The 21,811-nt window shown below is 60.4% G+C and carries 14 protein-coding genes; 10 read left to right on the top strand and 4 right to left on the bottom strand.

Going from position 1 to position 21,811, the window contains the following annotated elements; all coding sequences use genetic code 11:
- Window positions 1–31: 31 nt before the first annotated feature.
- Window positions 32–1,666 carry a phospholipase C gene (locus ISP19_RS14035; RefSeq protein WP_239556822.1) on the bottom strand — a complete coding sequence of 545 codons (1,635 nt, stop codon included), beginning with the start codon at window positions 1,664–1,666 and terminating at the stop codon, window positions 32–34.
- Between the two features lie 805 nt (window positions 1,667–2,471).
- Here ISP19_RS14035 and ISP19_RS14040 point away from each other — a divergent pair.
- The 10 genes from ISP19_RS14040 (at window position 2,472) to rapA (ending at window position 18,632) form a co-directional block, all read left to right on the top strand.
- Window positions 2,472–4,601, top strand: coding sequence for a M13 family metallopeptidase (locus ISP19_RS14040; RefSeq protein WP_204683040.1), 2,130 nt, complete (start codon window positions 2,472–2,474; stop codon window positions 4,599–4,601).
- A 525-nt stretch (window positions 4,602–5,126) separates the two neighbouring features.
- Entirely contained in the window at window positions 5,127–7,325 is a 2,199-nt protein-coding gene (locus ISP19_RS14045; protein ID WP_204683041.1) for a TonB-dependent receptor, read from the top strand.
- A gap of 104 nt (window positions 7,326–7,429) precedes the next feature.
- Window positions 7,430–8,116, top strand: coding sequence for a Fe2+-dependent dioxygenase (locus ISP19_RS14050; RefSeq protein ID WP_204683042.1), 687 nt, complete (start codon window positions 7,430–7,432; stop codon window positions 8,114–8,116).
- A gap of 380 nt (window positions 8,117–8,496) precedes the next feature.
- Window positions 8,497–9,087, top strand: a complete 591-nt coding sequence (locus ISP19_RS14055; RefSeq protein ID WP_204683043.1) for a GspH/FimT family pseudopilin — start codon at window positions 8,497–8,499, stop codon at window positions 9,085–9,087.
- Window positions 9,072–9,626, top strand: a complete 555-nt coding sequence (gene pilV, locus ISP19_RS14060) for a type IV pilus modification protein PilV (RefSeq protein WP_204683044.1) — start codon at window positions 9,072–9,074, stop codon at window positions 9,624–9,626. Before ISP19_RS14055 ends, pilV begins: the two co-directional genes overlap by 16 nt.
- A gap of 8 nt (window positions 9,627–9,634) precedes the next feature.
- Window positions 9,635–10,717, top strand: coding sequence for a PilW family protein (locus ISP19_RS14065; RefSeq protein WP_204683045.1), 1,083 nt, complete (start codon window positions 9,635–9,637; stop codon window positions 10,715–10,717).
- Window positions 10,714–11,277, top strand: a complete 564-nt coding sequence (locus tag ISP19_RS14070; RefSeq protein ID WP_204683046.1) for a pilus assembly PilX family protein — start codon at window positions 10,714–10,716, stop codon at window positions 11,275–11,277. The genes ISP19_RS14065 and ISP19_RS14070 overlap by 4 nt, the downstream gene beginning before the upstream one ends.
- A gap of 18 nt (window positions 11,278–11,295) precedes the next feature.
- Window positions 11,296–15,042 (top strand): pilus assembly protein, encoded by a 3,747-nt coding sequence (locus ISP19_RS14075; RefSeq protein WP_204683047.1) that lies wholly within the window; start codon window positions 11,296–11,298, stop codon window positions 15,040–15,042.
- Window positions 15,043–15,071: 29 nt separating this feature from the next.
- The gene (locus ISP19_RS14080; RefSeq protein WP_204683048.1) at window positions 15,072–15,557 is read left to right on the top strand and encodes a type IV pilin protein; all 486 of its coding nucleotides are present in this window, start codon (window positions 15,072–15,074) and stop codon (window positions 15,555–15,557) included.
- A gap of 234 nt (window positions 15,558–15,791) precedes the next feature.
- Entirely contained in the window at window positions 15,792–18,632 is a 2,841-nt protein-coding gene (rapA, locus tag ISP19_RS14085) for an RNA polymerase-associated protein RapA (protein WP_204683049.1), read from the top strand.
- A 134-nt stretch (window positions 18,633–18,766) separates the two neighbouring features.
- Here rapA and ISP19_RS14090 read toward each other — a convergent pair whose 3' ends face one another.
- The 3 genes from ISP19_RS14090 to ISP19_RS14100 form a co-directional block, all read right to left on the bottom strand.
- Window positions 18,767–20,134, bottom strand: a complete 1,368-nt coding sequence (locus tag ISP19_RS14090) for an amino acid permease (RefSeq protein ID WP_204683050.1) — start codon at window positions 20,132–20,134, stop codon at window positions 18,767–18,769.
- A gap of 31 nt (window positions 20,135–20,165) precedes the next feature.
- Entirely contained in the window at window positions 20,166–20,819 is a 654-nt protein-coding gene (locus tag ISP19_RS14095) for a rhomboid family intramembrane serine protease (protein WP_204683051.1), read from the bottom strand.
- 98 nt (window positions 20,820–20,917) lie between these two features.
- Window positions 20,918–21,544, bottom strand: coding sequence for a C40 family peptidase (locus ISP19_RS14100; protein ID WP_239556823.1), 627 nt, complete (start codon window positions 21,542–21,544; stop codon window positions 20,918–20,920).
- Window positions 21,545–21,811: the final 267 nt, after the last annotated feature.

Here is a 21,811-nt window from a genome sequence, read left to right on the forward strand (position 1 = left end):
GATGCCGCTTTCGATCAGCGCAACAACCTTATCAGTTGTGCGCCAGCGGCTCGCCGGTCTGCTCGTTGAGGAACAGGCGGCGATTCATCGGGAACGGCATGTTGAAGTCGAACATGCCATTGATCGGGCCGGACAGCGCGTCAAACGAACCGCCACCCAGACGCTGGCCATTCAACCAGTTGTCTTCGATGAAGCGGGTAATCGAGGCCTGGTCGGTCAGCGTGTGATCCACGTAGTTCTGGCGTGCCCAGGGTGAAATCACCAGCATCGGCAGGCGCGGGCCAAAGCCGCAGCGACCTTCCACCGGCTTACCGTTGCTGTTGATACCCGGCAGCATGCCGCGTGCCGCGCATTGACCGTTACCGGTCAACGAGTCATCACTGCTTTGCGAACCATTGATGTGCGGCGAAGCCTGGTGGTCGTACCAGCCATCGGAGTCGTCATACGCAATGATCACGGCGGTATCGCGCCACTCCGGCTGCTTCTCCAGGAAGTTGATCACTTGCGTGACGAAGGCCTGCTCGTCGAGCGGATCGGAATAGCCGGCGTGGCCATCCTCATAGCCAGGCGCCTTCAGGAAGCTCACCGCCGGCATGTTGTGCGCCTGCACCGCCGAGTAGAAGTCGTTGATGTCGTACTCGTGGTTGGCCGCGTCACCCTGGTGACCGATCATCGCTACCGAGGTCGGACGCGTGTGGTTCGGATTGGCCGTGCTGGTGTAGTACTGGAACGGCTGGTGATGCGGAATGTAATCCGCCTTCACCGTGTTCGTCACCGTCGACAGCGTGCTGCGTGCACAGCCAGTGGTGCCGTTGGTATTGACCGTGCTCAGATCAAAACCGCCTTCGAAGAAGCCCCAGGTGATGCCCTTGGCATTGAGCAGATCGCCAATATTCTTGCCGCCCATATGCACGCGTGCGCCGCTGGTGGTTGAACACATGTCATCCGTCGGATCGGCATCGCTCACCAGCGTGTAGCCACCCTGGCCGTCGGCGAGTTCCACGCCGCCGGCGTCGATCGAATCGACGATGCCGTTGGTCTGGCCGGAAATCAGATTGATGGCACCCTGCGTGGATGCGCCAAAGGTCGAGCCGTAACTGTTGTCGTTCAACGCAAAGTGCTGTGCGTAGTTCCACATCGCGGTGACGGTATTGCCGTCGTAGTAGCCCATCACCTGGCCGTTGCTCTCTTCAGCAACGGTAGCACCCGGCAGGGTTTCACCCGAGCCGGTGTATTCCGGGAACAGATCCATCTTGTCGTCGTCGAAGGCCTGTTGTTCCGGCTGGTAATCGTGATCCTGGTCAGCCGTCGCAGCCTGGGCCGGCGAGAGGCGGAAGGGATTGATGGCGCCGGTACCGTTGCCGGCGTTGGCAGCATTCGGGTTATGCGTCAACAACTCAGGGGTAAAGCCATTGACCTTGGGCGTGAACGGCGCGGGATAGAAAGCCGGCTCACCCGGAAGATTTTGTGCGTAGGGATACGTACCAAAGTAGTGATCAAAGGCAATGTTCTCCTGAAAGATCACCACTATGTGCTTGATCGGGGTGGCCGTGCGTACCTGGTTTCCGCCATGTTGATAATCGGCGGAGTCGGGCCCCTGGGCAGACGATGCAACGGACAGCGTAAGCAAACTTGCGGCAAGACATACGGCAAGACGAGTGCGCATGGCAGTCTCCGATGACAGTCGATGGGCACGCCCCCCTAAGCGTGATAACCACCGACCATACTCAGCTCGGATGACAAGCTTGTAACAACCAGGCGACGGACGCAGCGGGCCAATATGACAGGTGCGTCGCAACGTCATTGGCATCTGTACCAGCGCCGATGACGCAAGCTTGCTCACGCGCGGCGGCCGTGCAGACACTCGTCGCATGCATTTCGATACGGCCTATCTTACGAGAATGATTTCACGCAGATATCACGCAATCCTTCGGTCTCTTATTAAGACGACGCCAACAACGATTTGTTTTTTGAGGATGGTGATGCGCCGAACTGAATGAAACTTCGGAGTCCTCAGCAAGCGAGAGTCCACGTAGTGCACTTAGCTTCATGACGCCATGAGAAGACCATGCAGTCCATGAAAGCCTGCATGCTGTTCTGTCTGTTACCACAGGCGAATCCGACCGCTGCCGTAAGCAGCAACCGCAGCGTGATGAAAGCGTTCTGCAGGATGGGTGACGAGCAGCCGGCTCCTGCCCACCCATCACACTCAACCCGTTCACTGCCAAAGCCAGCTGAATGCTCATGGATGCAGCTTCTGCACCACATGACCCTGGTGCGACCTACTCCCCTGCAACCTCAGCAAGACGTTGACGGTGACCTGCAACCAGACCCTGACCTTTGACACTATGGGCCCCATGACCTTTGGCCTAGCGTGGAGGGTCATGGTCGAGCCGGGGAGCGTCCACGGGAACGGCCAGCCAGACCTGGAGCCGCCTGCGGGCGGTCATTGACTCATAAGAGGGATATTCATGACCTACAAGCATCTGAAGCCATTGTTGCTCGCCGCGAGTGTGACCTTCGCCCTGGCCGCCTGCGGCAAGCAGGAACAGGCGCCGAAACCGGCCCCGGCGCTAGCCGCCAGCGCACCCGCCGCAGCCGCCACCACGGCCAGTACCGCTGCCCAGCCGGTCAATGTTTTTGACGTGAGTGAGCTGGATAACAGCATCAATGCCTGCCAGGACTTCAACGGTTTCGTGAATGCCAAGTGGATCGCGGCCAACCCGATCCCGAATGACCGCACCCGCTGGGGCGCTTTCGACCAGCTCGCCGACAAGAGCCTGAATACCCAGCACGATATCGTCGAGGACGCCGCCAAGAACGACGCCCAGGCCAAGCCCGGTTCGATCGAGCAGAAGATCGGCTATCTGTACCAGGCCGGCATGGACGAGGATGCCCGCAACAAGCTCGGCTATGACCCGATCAAGCCCAAGCTGGATGAGATCGCCGCGCTGAAGACGCCGGCCGATGTCGCCAAGTTCATCACCGACCGCTTTGCCGAAGGTGACCAGCAGGTGTTCCAGTTCGGTTCGGGCGCCGACTTCAAGGACGCCAAGAACCAGATCGCCTTTACCAACCAGAATGGCCTGGGCCTGCCCACCCCCGACTACTACACCGATCCCAAGCACGCGGATCTGCGTGACGCGTACAAGGCGTATATCGCCAAGTCGCTGGAGTTGACCGGAGTAGCCGAAGCCGACGCGAAGAAGCAGGCGAGCGACGTGCTGGCCTTCGAAACACAGCTGGCCAAGTCCTCGTTCTCGCCCACCGAGATGCGCGACCTGGATAACCAGTATCACTTCATCAGCCTGGACGCGGCCGACAAGATCACCCCACACTTCAACTGGCAGGATTTCTTCAAGGCGCAGGGCGTGACCATCGACAAGGGCTTCTCGCTGTCGCAGCCGAAGTTCTTCGCCGAGTTCGACAAGCTGCTGGCCACCGCGCCGATCTCGCAATGGCAGGCTTATCTGCGCTTCCACGCGATCGACGATGCATCGCCGTACCTGAGCACCGCCTTCCAGGACAACCGCTTCGACTTCTACGGCAAGACCCTGTCCGGCCAGCCGGAACAGAAGCCGTTGTGGAAGCGCGTGCTGCTTGCCGTGAACGATTCGATGGGCGAAGCACTGGGGCAGCTGTACGTCGCCAAGGAATTCACCCCCGAAGCAAAGCAGCGTGCCGAAGAGCTCGTCACCAACGTGCGCGAGGCACTCAAGGAACACATCGAGCAAGCTGACTGGATGAGCGATGCCACCAAGCAGAAGGCGCTCGAGAAGTGGAACAAGTTTCTGCCCAAGATCGGCTATCCCGATCACTGGCGCAGCTGGGACGGCCTGGATATCAAGCCGGGCGACTACTACGGCGACGTGATGGCTGCGGAAAGATTCAACTATCAGTGGGACATCGGCCACATCGGCAAACCGACTGACCGCACCGAATGGGGCATGACGCCGCAGACGGTCAACGCCTACTACGATCCGAGCACCAACACGATCAACTTCCCGGCCGCAATCCTGCAGCCGCCGTTCTTCTATGCCAACGGTGACGACGCGATCAACTATGGCGGCATCGGCGCGGTGATCGGCCATGAATCCAGCCACGGCTTCGACGACCAGGGTCATCAGTTCGACGGCGACGGCAACAAGGCCGACTGGTGGACGAAGCAGGACGAGGCGCAATTCAACGCCCGCGCCGCCAAGCTGGTCGACCAGTTCAACCACTACACGCCACTCAAGGACAAGCCGGACGTGCACGTCAACGGCCAGCTGACTCTGGGCGAGAACATTGCCGACCTCGGGGGCATGAGCGTGGCCTATGACGCGCTACAGAACGCGCTCAAGAAGAACCCGGCCGAAGCACAGGAGAAGATCGACGGCTACACGCAAGACCAGCGCTACTTCCTGAGCTGGGCACGCGTGTGGCGCAACAACATCCGCGAGAAGCAGGCCGAGTTGTACCTGAATATCGATCCGCATGCACCTGCATCGCTGCGCGCCATCGCTGCGCCGTCGAACATGCCGGCCTTCGCCGACGCGTTCCAGTGCAAGCCGACCGATCCGATGGTTCGTTCGGGCGATAAGCAAGTGAAGATCTGGTAATCGATCGACTTGTCGCAGCGTGATGGCTGCGATCCACCGACCAGGGGCCCCGCATGCGAATGCGGGGCCCTTCTATTTAGGCAACGTCACTATCCAAGCATGAGCGATCAACATCAGCGAGCATGCTGACCGCCTTAGTGATCGCATCGACTACGGCGTTTTCCACCAAATCCATACTTCGCTGCGCCACCTTCCGGCACGGCCATGCCCGAGCTGAAGGCAAGCGACCATGTTTTCGCCAACGACATGGATTCATGCGCTGGCCTGACAACCCGATATTTCCGTACGCGTCGCCACGGCCTGAGCCACGCGACGCACAGGGGTCCCGACAGCGCTCTTCGCCAGAAGCCACTTCACAAGTTCATAACTGAATGTGATAATAGTAACGATTCGCATTTACCGAATATCCAGATGTGGGGCAGCCAGCGGGATTGATGCGTAGTCGCGGGGGATTGATCCAGCGAAGCGCTCAAGCGAGCCAACCACTTGTTCGGACTGACCTTTAACTTGCCGAACCGGTTACCTATGCCCGCTAACTTCCGCGTATCTCCCCTGCACGCCGCCCTGCTGGTTGGCCTGACCCTGCCTGCCGCCGCACACGCACAAACCGCTCCCGCCTCCACTGACAACAGCGGTAACTCGCAAACCACGCCTCCCCAGAGCACCACCACCAAAACCAAGACCCTGAGCTCGGTGCACGTCACCGGCAGCGTCGTCGGCAACGACTACGAGTCCGACACCTCCAGCGTCGGCGCCAAGGTACCGACTTCGCTGCGCGATATTCCGCAGACCGTGGTGGTCGTGAATCGCGATCTGCTCGATGCGGAAGGCGCGACATCCTTCCAGGACGCGCTGCGCAATGTGCCCGGAATCACCATCGGCGGCGCCGAAGGTGGACAGATCGGCAACAACATCAATCTGCGCGGCTTTACCGCGCGCACAGACATTTATCTCGACGGCTTCCGCGATCCCGGCCAGTACTATCGCGATGTGTTCGACCTGGACGCGATCGAAGTGCTCAAAGGCCCCTCCTCCATGCTGTTCGGCCGGGGTTCCACCGGTGGCGTGATCAACCAGGTCACCAAGGAACCGGAGTTGAAGTCATTCGGCGAAGTCACCACCACCGTCGGCACCGATGACCGTTATCGCACTACCGCGGATTTCAACCAGCCACTCTCGGACACGGCTGCCGTACGCCTGAATGTCTATGGCCAGGACATGCACACCACGCGCGATGTGCAGAAGAATCAGGACGAGGGCATCGCGCCGTCGCTGCGCTTCGGCATCGGCACACCCACGCAGATCACGCTGTCCGCGCTGATCCAGCGCAATCACGACATGCCCGATTACGGCCTGCCGCCGATCAACGGCCGTCCGGCTGATGTGAACTACAAGAACTGGTACGGCCTTACCGATGACCGCACCAATCAGAACGTCAACGAGTTCAATGCGCGCCTGGAGCACGTATTCTCCGACAGCGTGAAGCTGCGTACGCAGCTGATGTACAGCCAGTACGACACCAATGCGCGCGAAACCGCGGCCAACAGCGTGGTAACGAACACCGGCGTCACGCTCAACAAGAATCTTGGCAATCCCACCGACCTGCCGTTGCAGGATCTGTACGTGCAGTTGGCCAGCCATGATCGCGTTATTCACGACACCATCCTCGATAGCCAGACCGACCTCACCACTCAGTTCGACACCGGCGGCTTGCAACACACGTTGATCACCGGCGTGGAACTCGCTCGCGAAACCTATAACAACCAGGGCTACACGCGTAACGGCCTACCGCTGCTTTCGCTGCTGGACCCAGCCGAGGAAATCACCCCTTCCAACGTCACCACCACCGTCGGCAATTACGCCCAGTCGACCGGTAAAACCGCCGCCGTGTACGCCAACGACACGATCCGGCTCAACGATCAGTGGATGGTGGTCGCCGGTGTACGCCGCGACGAGTTCGACGCACATATCAGCAATACCGTCTCGCTGCCCGCCTATGCGCAGCAGACCGTGTACTTCACCAGCGTGCGTGGCGGCTTGATTTACCAGCCGGATGAAAAGCAGTCGTATTACGTATCGTACGGCACCTCGTTCGACCCCTCACTGGAACAGCTCACGCTGACCAACGGGACGCAGGATCTGGCGCCGGAAAAAAACCGCTCCTACGAAATCGGCGGCAAGTGGAACCTGATGGATGACACGCTGGCGATCAATGCCGCGCTGTATAACCTGGAACAAACCAACGCACGCAGCGAAACTTCAACCGGCGAATACACCCTGGACGGCAACATCCGCGTGCGCGGCGCTGAGCTGGGTGCAGTAGGCCACCTGACGAAGAACTGGCAGATCTTCTCCGGCTACAGCTTTATGGATGGCAAGATCGTCAAAGCGGTGGACGGCACCCAGGGCAACGTCCCCGCCAACACCCCGCGCAACACGGTTACCACCTGGACCACCTACACCTTTGCCGAACACTGGGAAGCCGGTGGCGGCCCCACCTATATGTCGCAGCGTTACGCCGCCAACACCGACATGGTCAGCGTGGGCGGTTACACGCGCTGGGACGCGACGGTGGCATACCATCAACCGCGCTACGACATCCGCCTCAACGTGCTGAACCTGACCAACAAGCGCTACTTCGACGCGCTGATCCAGTCAGACGGCGGCCGTTCGGTGCCGGGCATCGGGCGTACGGAGATGGTGACGTTTACGTATAAGTTCTAAGAGAGAGGAACTAGGAGTGAGGAGTGAGAGAAAAGCGGGCCGAGGGTCTTTTGCTCTTCTCTCACTTCTCACTCCTCTCCACTCACTCCTACCCAGAGGTCAGCATGCTGGTACACATTCCCAACCTGCTTAGTAGCGAACAGCTGGCACACGTTCGCCGGCAGCTTGCCGCCGATCACGCCCCTTGGGTGGACGGGCGTGTTACGGCCGGACACCAGGGCATCCACGTCAAGCAGAACCAGCAGCTTGCCGAGGGTTCGGGCATGGCGATCGAACTTGGCGATATCGTGCTCGCTGCGCTGGAGCGGCATCCGCTCTTCATCAGTACCGCACTACCCAACCGCGTGTACCCGCCCATGTTCAACCGCTACCAGGGCGGCATGCACTTCGGCAGCCATGTCGACGGCTCAATCCGCCTGCTCCCCGGCACTGGCCAGAAAATCCGCACCGATCTCTCTGCCACCCTCTTCCTCGCCCCGCCCGACAGCTATGACGGTGGCGAACTGCTGGTCGAAGATACCTACGGCACGCAAACCATCAAACTCCCCGCCGGCGACATGCTGCTCTACCCCGCCAGCAGCCTGCACCGCGTCAATCCCGTCACGCGCGGCACCCGTCTGGCCAGTTTCTTCTGGGTGCAGAGCATGGTGCGCAACGATGGTCAGCGCACGCTGCTGTTTGATCTGGATAACGCCATTCAGCGACTGACGGCGACCGGTGGCGATGAGGCAGCGCGGGTGAAGTTGACTGGTTGTTACCACAATCTTTTGAGAATGTGGTCCGACCTGTAAGAGCCGCATTGGACGGCTCGGCGGGCCGGCTGCTTCTCACAGCAAGCCTTGCCTCCGCATGCCAGGCACAGCGTCGATGGGCCTCTCTCCTCTATCGCATCGAGCCGCCAAGCCTTATTCCTTGACGGGGATCAAGATTATTCCGACAAACGGTAAGGTTTATCTGATAAAAGGCTATTCAGTCGGCGTCAGCCTGATACTAGGATTTCCCACAGAGGGTTCCGTGATAGTGCTCGACCGTGCAGCAAGCCGGTAACGGCGTCTGCGCACTGTGGTGTCGCGGGTAGCCAACCCAAGGGGGATTTCATGATGCATCGACGCTTGCATGCCAGGCACCGTAGGGGATGCCGCGCAGTCATTTATTGGAGCAGTCATCGTCCATGAGTACCCAGTGCACATCGCGCGCCGTGCCGCGCGGGTTTACGGCGGTGGAATTGATGGTCACGATCGCGGTGGCCGCGATCATCACGGTTATTGCCCTTCCCAACCTGCAAACTTTTATTGAGAACTCGCGGCGCGACAGTATCGTGAACGACATTGTCGGCGCCTTGAACTACGCCCGCAGCGAGGCGCTGAATCTGAATCAGGGTACCTACGTCTGCCCGGGAACTACGGTCCCCACCGGTACCACTTGTCCAGGTGGATCTTGGAGCACCGGCTGGGAAGTGATCACCACCGCCAGCGGCGGTACCGTGGCCAATCAATTGGCCACCCACAGCCTGTCCAGCGCGAGTACGACTCCAGCCGTTGCCGTCGTCAATGGCAGCACTTCATTTGTATTCAACAGCAACGGCACGGTAACACTGACCGGCATCACCGGGACCGGCGGAGAGGAGGTCCTTGTCGTGTGCGACTCACGCGGCTCTTCTTACGCCCGTGCGGTGGAAATCAATACGGCTGGCTATGTGCAGTCATCTTCACAGGTGGGTCAGACACCCGACGGAGCGGCCATCGTATGCACCGCCACATAAAGATTAAGCGTTCCGTACAAGGCTTTACCTTTCTCGAGGTGCTGGTAGCCGTCGTGGTGGTATCGCTCGGCATGCTCGGCATCGCCGCCACGCTGTTTGCTTCTGTGCGTGGCGCGACGTCCGGCTATACCCGGCAAGTCGCCGTCCAATACGCCTACGACATCATCGATCGCATGCGCGCCAACCAAGTGGAAGCAGCGCAAGCAGGCGGCGCCTATACCGCTACGGCAGTGGCACCGAGCTCAACCTCACCGCAAAGCTGCAACGACGCGACCTGCACCGCAGCCCAGATGGCCACCTACGATGTGTGGGACTGGCAGACGCAGCTCGCTCAAAATCTGCCGCAAGGCCTGGGCTCCATCACGATCACCACCGATACCAGCGGCATCTCTACCGTAACGGTCACGATCACATGGCAGGACACGGCCGGCACCAGCGCCTTCGCCCAGGGCAGTGGCGGCTACAGCACCACCAATAACAACAACGGCACCAATCTCGGCTCCTATACGGTCGTCACGTCACTTACGCCACTCCTATGACACATCGCATGCGGCCACGACATATTGCCGGCTTCGGCCTGCTGGAACTGATGCTCGCCATGGGCATCGGCCTGATCGTCATCGCCGGTGTGCTGGTGATTTTTCTGGCGCAGCAGCAGATCTACAACAGCTCGTCTTCGCAATCGTTGATGCAGGACGCCGACAATGCCATCGCCGCGACTATCGGTCCGGTGGCGCGCGGCGTGGGCTTCCTCGGTTGCGGTTCGATCACCAGCCAGGGTGCGCCTTATCCGCTCTCTTCACTGCCAACCCCATTGACCTTGAACACGACCTACGCCGTGCAGGGATACACGGGCACCTTGCCCACGAGCATTCAGGACAACGCCGTCAACGTCTCGACCGCCAGCGACTGGAGCCCTTCGCTCGATTCATCGATCACCGGCGACACCGCCGCCGGCGCCGAACAAGGTAGTGACATCCTGGTAATGATCGGCGCCGTACCGTTCAGCAGGCCGATCGGCGTGGAGAACGCCATCACGACATCAAGCGCCACCCTGACGGTCAATGACAGCACGCAACTGACCAACATCAACAGTGGCGGCCCGCAGGTCGTTGCGGTTTCCGATTGCAGTAAGAGTGCCGTCTTGGGCGTCTCGTCGGTAAGCGGAACAACCGTGACGCTGCAGAATGCGCCGTCGATCGGGTTTAATCCGGGCGCGCAGTTGATCCCTCTGCAACAAACCATGTTCTTTGTCGGCAAAGGATCCGGCGGACAAAGCGGTCTGTTCGAAGGTGTAATGACGATCCCCACAGGTAAAACGGCGAGCTCGGCAACATGGACAGTCACCGAAATGGTGCCAGGGGTGCTGGCAATGAAAGTGCTGTACGGCATCGGCGGCAACGAGGCGGCCACTGAGTATGTGGATGCCAGCGAAGTCAGCAACCTGGGAGATGTGACGACCATCAAGCTGGCCTTTCTGGTCGAGGGCGGCACGGGTTCTGCTACGCCACCCAGCGGCTCATGGAGTTACAAGATGTTCAACTCCTTGTATTCGCTTTCCGTACCGTCAGATACGCGCATGCGTCATATCTATTACATGACCGTCAACACTCGGAACGCGACGCTATGATCGCCTTGTCCAGCCATTCGCGTAACGCGCAGCGCGGTATCGTCCTACCGGTGACCTTGATCATGCTGCTGGTGCTGACGATTGCCTCGCTGGTCATCGTGGAGCAGATCAGCTCGCAAACCCGCATGGCCAGTAACGCGGCGGTAGCGAATGTCAACATACAGACCGCCGAATCCGGCCTGGACACGGTCATCAGCGAACTCAACAGCGGCGCGATTTCCACCGCGCAAGCTACCTATCTGGCGGACAGCGGTGGCTTCTACTACTTCGAGGCGACCAACTACAGCAGCTCGACGCCGCTGCCGTGGGAAAGTACGGCCACGTGGAATGCGCTCACCAATTCCCCTCCCATCACCTGCCAGGGCCCGAGCGGCAGCATGCAGGTGACTTCATGCAAGTACATGATCGAGATGTTGCCCAGCGTGGTGCCCAAAGGCACCACCTCCAGCAGCCCCGCCAAGTATTACGACTACGTCTTCCGCATCACCGTACGCGTCGTGGGCCCCAGCCAACAGGGCGCCGTGATGTTGCAAACGCTCTATCTGCTACCCAACTCCTGACATTGCCAGGCTTCATTTATGCGCACACCGCAGCGTTTCATCGGACGCACACTTTCCCGCATGGCAACCACGGCGGGGGGCGTATTGATCATGGGCAGCTTGTATCTGCCTGCGCCGGCGATGGCGACCACCCCCACGCTGACGATTTCACAGACGCCGTTGACCGTTACGACCTCCGTGCATCCGCAGGTGCTGATCGCGCTCGGTAATTCCGAATCGATGGACGGCGACCTCTCGGGCGCAATCATGACCGGTTCGGGCGCGCTGAGCAGCAGTTTCAGCTCACTGAGCAACTCCAGCTCGCCAACGAACTACACCATTCCCAGCGGCTTCAATCCTTCCCAGCTTGGCTTGGGCAACAGCAGTTGCACGGCGCCGACTGTCTCAGGCAGCACCTACCAGTACACCTACACTTGCAGCAACGTCCAGTACGACGTCAGCGCCAGCCGTCTGAACATCGCCAAGCAGTCCATTCTGGACATCATGCAGGAGTATTTCGACAGCACCGACTTCGGGCTGATGGATTACAACGAGAAGAGCCCGACCTTGTACACCACCTGGGTGTATTACATGTCGCCGACCTCCGGCGACTTCACCTTCACCAATACGGCGCCGACGAGCGGTGAGTACGTCACCAACCCCTGCTACAACTACACCAGCAGCTCGACCTCCTCGACGGTGAGCAGCAACTGTCAATCGATTGCAAATTCCGGCCTCTATTCGCCTTCTTCGCAAGTCGCCGATCAGTACATGGTCGTCGGCGCTTCGAGCGACGACGCGGATATCAATGACGTGCTGTACGCCAGCGGCAGCACGGCGGTATCGGTGTCCTACGGCGGTCCCTCACCGGCCAACCCGTACACGTACTACGGTATCTCCAAGTACGAAAGCGGAAGCATCACCACTAGCTACAGCCACTCCGTACCCAGCTTCGTCACCGAGACCTCGCCGACCAACGCCGGTTACATTCCGTATCAACCGCAAGTGATGTATGCCTTGCGCGGATTCGGCTATGGCGCTACCGACTCCACGACCGGCGGCAGCGGCAAAGTTGTCGCGACGGATAGCAGCGGCAACTCGATCGTCAGCGCGGGCGAATCGCCGACCAGCACTACCGTGGCTACGGCCGTCGGTTATTTCACTAGTGCACTCAATGCGGAAACCAACACTGCCAGCAGCAGCGAAATCAAGGCACTGGCCGGACAGTCTCCCCTGGCTGGCCTGATGAAGAGTGCGCTGACCACGCTCAACGCCGCCGCCGCACCTTCGTACGACTGCGCCACGCCGAAGAAATATGTCATCCTGATTACCGACGGCCTGCCGACGGAAGATTTAAGCGGCAACTTCTGGCCTCCGCTCGGCAGTGCGTCAGCTTCCGGCTATGGCGTAACAGCCACGTTCAACAGCAACGGCTCATTGAACACGACCAACGACCAGGCGCTGACCGACACCATCACCGAGATCACCGCGCTCAAAACCGCCGGTATTGACGTGTATGTGGTTGGCCTGGGCGCGGGCGTCGATCCCGCCGACAACGAAGCAGCGGCCCAGGCGCTGCAAGCCATGGCCGTGGCGGGCGGCACCGCAGGCGTAACCTCGCAAGGTTATTTTCCGGCGACCAGCCCTGCCACGCTCGTCAATGACCTTGCCTCGATCCTCAACAACGTCGCCGCTCAAAACACCTCATCAAGCGCGGTGGCAACCAACTCCACCTCGCTGAGCTCCAGTTCCGACATCTATCAGGCCACCTTCAATCCGGGCAGCTCCACCATCGATGCCTGGACCGGTGACCTGCAAGCTTATGCGGTGTCATCCAGCGGCGTTGTCACCACCTCCTCGTCCGTTTGGGATGCGCAGTCACAGCTGGATACCCAAGGCACCAACCGCTACATCGTCACGTGGGATCCGAACCACACCAGTACATCGGGAACGGTTACACCAACCGCCGTGCCGTTCGAGTGGACCGATCTTTCGTCTACGTTGCAGACCGTGCTCAATTCCACCGACTCGCTAGGCCAGAACCGTCTTAACTACATCCGTGGCGATGACACCCACGATCTGGCCAACGGCGGAACATTCCGAACGCGCCAACATTTGTTGGGCGATATCGTCGACAGCTCGCCTGCGTATGTCGGCGCGCCGTCGGACGCCTACACCGATGCCTCCTACCTGACATTTGTAAGCACGAATGCGAACCGCACGCCGATGATCTACGTAGGCGCCAATGACGGCATGCTGCACGGCTTCAATGCCAGCACGGGTGCTGAAGCGATGGCGTTCATCCCCAACGGGGTGTTCGCCAACCTGCCGTTGCTGACCAGTCCATACTATCTCTACAACCACCACTTTTTCGTAGACGGCTCGCCTTATGTGGATGACGCCATGCTCTCCGACGGTCACTGGCATACCTTGCTGGTCGGCGGAGAAAACGCCGGTGGCAACACCATCTACGCCATCGATGTGACCAGCCCTTCCGGATACACTTCGGAAACCAATGTCGCCAGCGACGTGCTGTGGGAGTATTCCGACTCTGGCATTGGCTACACCTATAGCACGCCGGTGATCGTACGCACGCCAGCCATCACCGTGACGGATGCCACCAGCAACAATAGCGTCGATGGCTTTGCGGTGCTGTTCGGCAACGGCTACAACAGCAGCAGCAACCACCCCGTTCTCTATGCACTGAATGCATCGACCGGCGCTCAAATCGCCAAGATCGACCTATGCACGGCGTCCAGCGAAAGCTCAGCATGCAGCAGCAGCGCGGCGAACGGGCTCTCCAGCATCACTACCGCCAATTCCAGCGGCCTGCCAGGCCAGCCGCCGGACATGGTGTATGCCGGCGATCTGCAAGGTAACTTGTGGGCGATCAACATCAGCAACGCCACGCCGTCCAACTGGACCGTGAAACTGCTGTTCCAGGCCAAGGACAGTTCGGGCAATGCACAGCCGATCACCTCCGCACCGGCGGTCACACTCAATCCCAACTATCCCTCGGTCGGCAGCAAGACCTACCTCGGCTTGATGGTCTATTTCGGCACGGGCCAGCTGCTGCAAACCAGTGATCTCACCAGTACCAAGACGCAAAGCTTCTATGGCGTGTGGGACAACAGTTCCGACCTGACCAACTACACCACGGCACCAACCATGCCGTATACGCGCTCGAATCTGCAGTCGCAGACGCTGTCGCTGACCTCATATACGTCCAGTTCCGGCAGCACCGTCGAAGCGGTGCTCGATACCAGCAACACGGTGAATCTCACCTACGCTTCAGAATCGATAATCACCAACGGTATCACCACCACCTATACGCCGGTGGAAGGCTGGTACTTCGACCTTTCGCCGCTGGCGTCGAGCTCATCCGCGCCGGCTCCTCGCGTTATCAACAATCCCGCCGTGCTGAACGGTGGCGTCTTGTTGACGGTCAATATCCCGCCGAACTCGACGTCGACCTCCTGCGGTAGCTTCAGCTCCTATCTGATGTATGCGAACTACGCTACCGGCGGCGCCTTCACCAGTGCGGCGATCAGCCCCGGCACGAGCCTGAGCACGGCAACCGCATCCGGCGGCCAATACATCACCGGTGTAGAGCTCAGCGCCAGTAACGCAAGCTCTTCGGCGAGCACCGTCATAACGGGCTCGGGCACGGTCTCGGCTATTACAAGTAGCGGTGGCGGCTCGACGACAACGCCAGGTGCTGGCATACAGCAGAATACCCTGTCCACCCCTTCACACAACCGCGTCGGCTGGTGGCAGGTTCAATGAGGTATTCGATGAATACGGCATGCGAGTCCATGACAATGCTCTCAACGCAAACCAATGGACGAGGACAACCTCAAAGTCCTCGTCGCCCATACGGCTTTTCGCTGATCGAACTGATGATCGTGGTGGCGATCGTGGCCATCCTCAGCGCCATCGCCATGAACAGCTACGCCAAGTACATGCAGAGCAGCCGGCGTTCGGACGCCTATGCGGCGCTGTCGCAAGCGCAGGGCATGATGGAACGGTGTTACGCCTTGACCTTCAACTACAAAAATGTCGCGACCAGCTCCAGCAATTGCACGGACATTTCGACGACCTCGCAAGAGGGCTATTACTCGATCTCGATCGGGCCGGCAGCAGCGACTACTTCGACCTATACACTTACCGCCACGCCCGTTGCAGGTTCCGCACAGGCCGCAGACACCACCTGTGCATCGATCAGTATCGATAATGCAAACAACAAGACTGCGCTGAGTTCAGGCGGGGCCAACGAATCGACTACTTGCTGGCAGCAGTAATGTTCTTTGAGGTTTTCGAATAACCCCGCCGTACTTGGCGGCGGGGATAAAACAACCGGAATCAAAACCTGCGCCTGCGGTTTGTGACGCATCTTTCACGCTTTTTTCCAGCGCCAGCCACCCGCTATACGGACTTCACGCCGCAGCGTTCCGGCCCGATGTCCACCCTGCATATAGCCAGCACCGGACGTTACGCGGATAATTCATGGCCCTCAAAGGCTATGTGGCTCTTCAATGTACGTTCCTGGACAGCGCTGGATCTCTACTGCCGAGCCGGAACTCGGCCTGGGCACGGTTTTACGAGTCGAAGGGCGCGGGGTACAGGTGCTGTTCGCCAAGTCGGGCGTGCTGCGTCCCTATGCCGTTGATTCTGCCCCGCTGGTCCGCGCCGAATTCCGGGCCGGGCAACGCGTGGCCGGCAAGGGCATTGCGTTCCTGGTGGAGCGGATCGAGGAGCGCGAAGGCTTGCTCGTCTACCGTGGCGAAGGCCGCGAGCTGCACGAAGGACAGCTGGATGACGAGCAGAGCGTCAGCCAGGCCGATGACCGGCTGATCGGCGGCCGCACGGATCCCGTGCACCATTTCGAGCTGCGCCTGGAGGGCCTCAAGCGCCGTGCCGAAGCGCGCCGCTCGCCCAGCTGGGGGCTTGCCGCCGCGCGTATCGGGCTGGTGCCGCACCAGCTGCGTGTTGCCGGCATTGCCGCATCGCGGCATCCGCCGCGTGTGTTGCTGGCGGACGAAGTGGGCCTGGGCAAGACCATCGAAGCCGGCATGATCATCGCCCGCCAGATCGCCACCGGGCGCGCCTCGCGCGTGCTGGTGCTGCTGCCCGATACGCTGGTCTACCAGTGGTTTGTGGAATTGCTGCGGCGCTTCAATCTGAGCTTTGCGATCTACGACGAGGAACGTTGCGAGGCGGTTGAGCAATCCGATAGCGGCCATAACCCGTTCGAAGACGAGCAACTGGTCATCGCCGATTTCAGTTTCCTCGAACACAGCCCCAAACGGGCCAGCCAGTTGCTGGATGCGCGCTGGGATCTCTTGGTGGTGGATGAGGCGCATCACCTGGCCTGGACACCGGAAGCCGCCAGCCCTCGCTACACCCTGGTCGAACAGCTTGCCGCGGCGACGCCCGGCGTCATTCTGCTGACCGCCACGCCGGAACAGCTGGGCCGCAGCGGCCATTTCGCCCGCCTGCGCCTGCTCGACCCTCAGCGTTATCACGATCTCGACGTCTATCTGGCGGAATCCGAGCGCTTCCAGTCGCTTTCACATATCGCCGACAAATTGCTGGAACGCAACCCCCTGGAAACCGCCGAACTGGAACAGCTGCGCAAAGCCTTCGAGGGCGACGCGACGCTGCAAACCTATCTGGCCGACACCACCAAACCCGAGCACAGCCGCGAGCTGCTGGCTGCGCTGATCGATCGTCACGGCACCGGCCGCTCAATGTTCCGCAACCGCCGCGCGGGCATCGGCGGCTTCCCCGAGCGCATGCCCGCCTGGGAGTTGATCGACGCCGGTCGCCTGGACGACAACACGCGCCAGACCCTGCTCGCCGAATTCCACGCCGATATCCAGCAGCCCGTTCCCGTGCTTGAACTGGACTACAGCAACGATCCGCGCATCGATACGCTGGTCGCTCTGCTGGAGCGTCATCCGCAAGACAAGTTCCTGTTGATCTGCCGCAGCCAGGCCAAGGTGATGGCACTGGAAGAAGCGCTGCGCACGCGCACCGGCGCGGGCATCGCCCGCTTCCATGAAGGCCTCGGCATCGTGCAGCGCGACCGCAATGCCGCCTACTTTGCCCAGGTCGATGGCGCGCGGCTGTTGATCTGCTCGGAGATCGGCTCGGAAGGCCGCAACTTCCAGTTCGCACATCGGCTGGTGTTGTGGGATCTGCCGCTCGACCCCGATCTGCTGGAACAACGCATCGGACGTCTGGACCGCATCGGCCAAAAGCACAACATCAGCATTCACATCATCGCCGTCGCCGGCAGTGCGCAGCACGCGCTCGCACGCTGGTATGACGAAGGGGTGGACGCTTTCCGCACCAGCCCGGCCGACGGCCGCGAACTGCTGCGCCGCTTCGGTGAACCGTTGACGCGACTGGCCGACGAACACGCCCGCAGCGACGACGAACGCGATCAGGAACTGGATGTACTCGTGGCCGAAACACGCGCCAGCCACGAGCAGATGGCCGAACTGATCCGCGCCGGCCGCGATCACCTGCTGGAGCTGGCCGCCAGCCGCGACCTGCACGCCGATGAACTCGCCCAGGCCTTCCGCCGCGAAGACGAGGACCCATCGCGCGACAACTTCCAGCAGCACCTGCTCGAATCGTTCGGGATTCATGCCGAAGACCTGGGCGGCAAGGTCGTCTTGCTCGATCCGCAATACCTGTCTACGGATGCCCTGCCCGGTTTCACCGAAGGTCCGATGTCGATCACCTTCTCGCGTGAGGTGGCGCTGGCGCGCGAAGACCTGCCGCTGCTGCGGCTGGACCATCCGATGATCCAGGGCGCCATGGATCTGGCGCTTTCCAGCGAACGCGGCAACGCCGCTTTCATGGTTGACGATGCCTTGCCGCCACGTAACGCGCTGCTGCAAGCCGTCTACGTGCTGGAATGCGTGGCCGACCACCGCCTGGATGCGGAACGCTTCCTGCCGACGCAACCGATCGTCGTCACCATCGACACCAAACTCACCGAACGCGCGCAATTCCAGCCCAGCGATGCCTCCATTCGCAAGGCGGGCGATCGCAATATCGAAGTGCCGCGTTACCGCAAATTCCTCAACAAGCTCGTGCCGCCGATGCTGGAGAAGGCCGAAGCGGCAGCAGCATTGCATGCGCAAAGCAGCATTGCTGACGCGATCAACGAAGCCCGGGATGCACTGGACGCCGAACTGGCACGACTGCGCGCGCTACAGGCCATCAACCTGTCGATCAGCGAAGCGGAAGTCACCGGCGTCGAAGAGGAGCGTTCCGCCCTGCTCAACGCCTTGCCACAAGCACGGCTGCGACTGGACGCCGTGCGCTTTGTGGTAAGCGCGGATTTCCTGGCCCTGCGCTGAGCATCGTAGGTTGGGTGGTTGGGTAGGTTGGGTTAGCGCAGCGTAACCCAACGGAATTCCATCGAAGCGACAAACATCGTTGGGTTACGCTGCGCTAACCCAACCTACCCAACCTACCGCGTCCCTACATCGGCTTAAACAGCATTCGCATCCGTGGCGGCCAGACTCATCCGCCGCCCGATGCCAAACACCACATAGCCCACGCTTAGCAGCGCCACCCAGGCTGCGCCCACGTAGAGCGCCACGCGCGTATCCGGGCTGTAACCCAGCATCACCAATACAAACGTCAGAAATGCCAGGCAGATCACGCTGCTCAGCGGCCACACGCGCAAAGGGAACGCCGTCGCGCCGTAACGGCGGCGGAAGCTGAAGTGGGCGATCAGCACCATCATCCAGGTCCACACGGTGTTGAAGGACAGGATCGACATCATCATGGCGAAGATGCGGCCGGGCAGCAGGTAATTGAGCAGCACACCCAATATCAGGCATGCCATGCACGCCAGCACGCTGCGCGTCGGCACGCCCTGCTCGCTCACCTTGCCCAGGAAAGCCGGTGCCTGCCCCTTGTGCGACAGGCTGTACAGCATGCGGCTGCCGCTGAACGTGGTGCTGTTGAAGCCGGACAACGCCGCCGTAATCACCACGAAGTTGATCACACCCGCCGCCTGGTGAATGCCCAGCTTGGCGAAGGTGCTGACGAAGGGGCTGCCTTGCGTGCCGAGCTGATCCCACGGATAGATCGCCATGATCACCAGCAACGCGCCCACGTAGAAAATCAGGATGCGCCACAGCACCGAATTCACCGCACGCGGAATGTTACGCGCCGGATCCGCCGCCTCACCCGCGGCCATACCGATGGTCTCAATACCGCCGAAGGCAAACACCACGATCGGCAAGGCCAACACCATGCCCTGCAGCCCATGCGGGAACCAGCCACCATGACTCCACAGGTTGCTGAAGCCCAGCGCATGACCACCATTGCCCCAGCCGAACCAGATCATGCCGGCACCGCCCAGAATCATCAGCACCACGGTCACCACCTTGATCATGGTGAACCAGAATTCCATTTCCCCGTAAACGCGCACCGCCATCAAGTTCAAGGTGCCAATCGCCACCACGCTGCCGAATACCCAGATCCACTGCGGCAGCTCGGGGAACCACGCCTTCATGTAGATGCCTACCGCCGTGCTCTCGGCCATGCCCACGCCAACCATCAGCAGCCAGTAGTTCCAGCCGGTGAGGTAGCCGGCAAAGGGGCCGAGATAGCGGTGTGCGTAGCTGCTGAAAGAGCCGGCGACCGGATCGTGCACCGCCATCTCGCCCAGCGCGCGCATGATGATGAAGATCATCGCGCCGCCGAACATGTAGGCGAAGATCACCGACGGGCCGGCCAGATTAATGGAGTCGGCCGAGCCGAGGAACAATCCTGCACCGATGGCCATGCCCAGCGCCATGAAGGTGATAAGGCGCGACGTCAGGCGGCGCTGGAGATGTTGGGTCATGAAGTGAGCCTGTCAGTGGTCCGTCGTTGAATCAGCGCATCAAACGGCGTTTGGGTTTGATCGGCAGCTTGCCGCGCCAGTACTCGATCATCAGAAAGCCTCCCAGCATACCGCCCAGATGGGCGAAATGCGCAACGTCCGCCTGCCGCCCGGTGACACCCAGCACCAGCTCCACCGCACCGTAGCCGATCACGAACAGCCACGCGCGAATTGGAATCGGTGGAAAGATCAGCATCAGCTTCTCCTGCGGGTAAAGCATGCCGAACGCGAGCAACAAGCCGAAAATCGCGCCTGATGCACCCAGCGTCGGCTCGAAGCCGTGGGTGTAATACTTCACCACCATCAGTTGCGTCAGCGCCGCCACCAGCAGGCACACGAAGTAGTACAGCGTGAACTCACGCGGGCCGAAGGTGCGCTCGATCGTGCCACCGAACATATACAGGGCGAACATATTGAAAAAAATATGCATGACGCTGCCGTGCATGAAGGCATACGTCACCAGCTGCCACAGGCGAAAACCTACAGATACCACGCTGCCGTCGTCAGCCTGGGCCAGCTGATCAGGGCCCAACGGCCATAACGCGAAATGCACCAGCAGGTAGTTGCCCATCACCTGTTGCAGCAGGAACACCACGATATTGGCGATAAGCAGATTGCGAGTAACGGGCGGCAAGCGGGTGGGCATGGCAATCCTCAATAGACAGAGCACTAGTATCCAGCACGCGTGAGCCAACGCAAAAAGGCCACCTTGCGGTGGCCTTTTTGCGTATCCCGTAAAAGCGATCAACCGTTATGCGAGCTCGAGTCGATCTGGGCCATGGCGTCCGGACGGCGCGCACCGGCGAAGTGCTTCGACCAGTAGCTGTCGGAAAGATTGTCCACGCGCACCGACTCGCCACGACGCGGCGAATGAATGAAGCGGCCATCGCTCAGGTAGATGCCGACATGCGAAATCCGGCCACCGCCATGACGGCCAGCGGCCGTGCGGAAGAACACCAGATCACCCGGCTTCATTTCGTTGCGGTTGACCACGTGACCAATCAGGTACTGAGACGCCGAATTGGTCGGCAATTCCAGGCCCAGTGCACGCTCGAACACATAACGCACGAAGCCGCTGCAATCGAAACCGGTAGAAGGATCGCGGCCACCGCGCACATAGCGCACATGGCGCAGCTGCATGGCCAGGCCGATCAGCATGTCGCGCAGGTCCTGCGAGGTCTGCGCGTCACTGAACTTGACGGCGTCGCTACCGTCCTTCTGTGCGGCCGGGTCGGCAGCCTCGGTGGGCGCCAGGGCAGCAATCGGAAGCTGGGTGGGAAGCGTGGACAGCGCCAGGGAAGGCGCAGCGGAGAACGCAGCCAGCGGGCTCATCAAAGCACTGGAAATCTTTCCGGAAACTTGTGCCTGCATGCCACCGTCAACCGGGGCTGCCAGGACTGGGCTTGAAAAGCACATAGCCGAGGCAAGCGCGGCGAGTACGAGTCGCGTGTTGGGCATTTGTGGATCTCTGGGCGGTTACTTATCCGACCACTCCCCCCCGGGGTGGCCGTGATGAAGGAGTGAAAGTAACAAAGCACCACCGCCGACATGTTCGGATGAAGTTAACTGAACTCTATCGTTCGGAAAATCAGGCAGTTACTTCATAACAGTGTAAATTATTGAATTTAAACAATAATT

It is taken from the genome of Dyella flava (assembly GCF_016904955.1).
Classification (GTDB): Bacteria; Pseudomonadota; Gammaproteobacteria; order Xanthomonadales; family Rhodanobacteraceae; genus Dyella_B; species Dyella_B flava.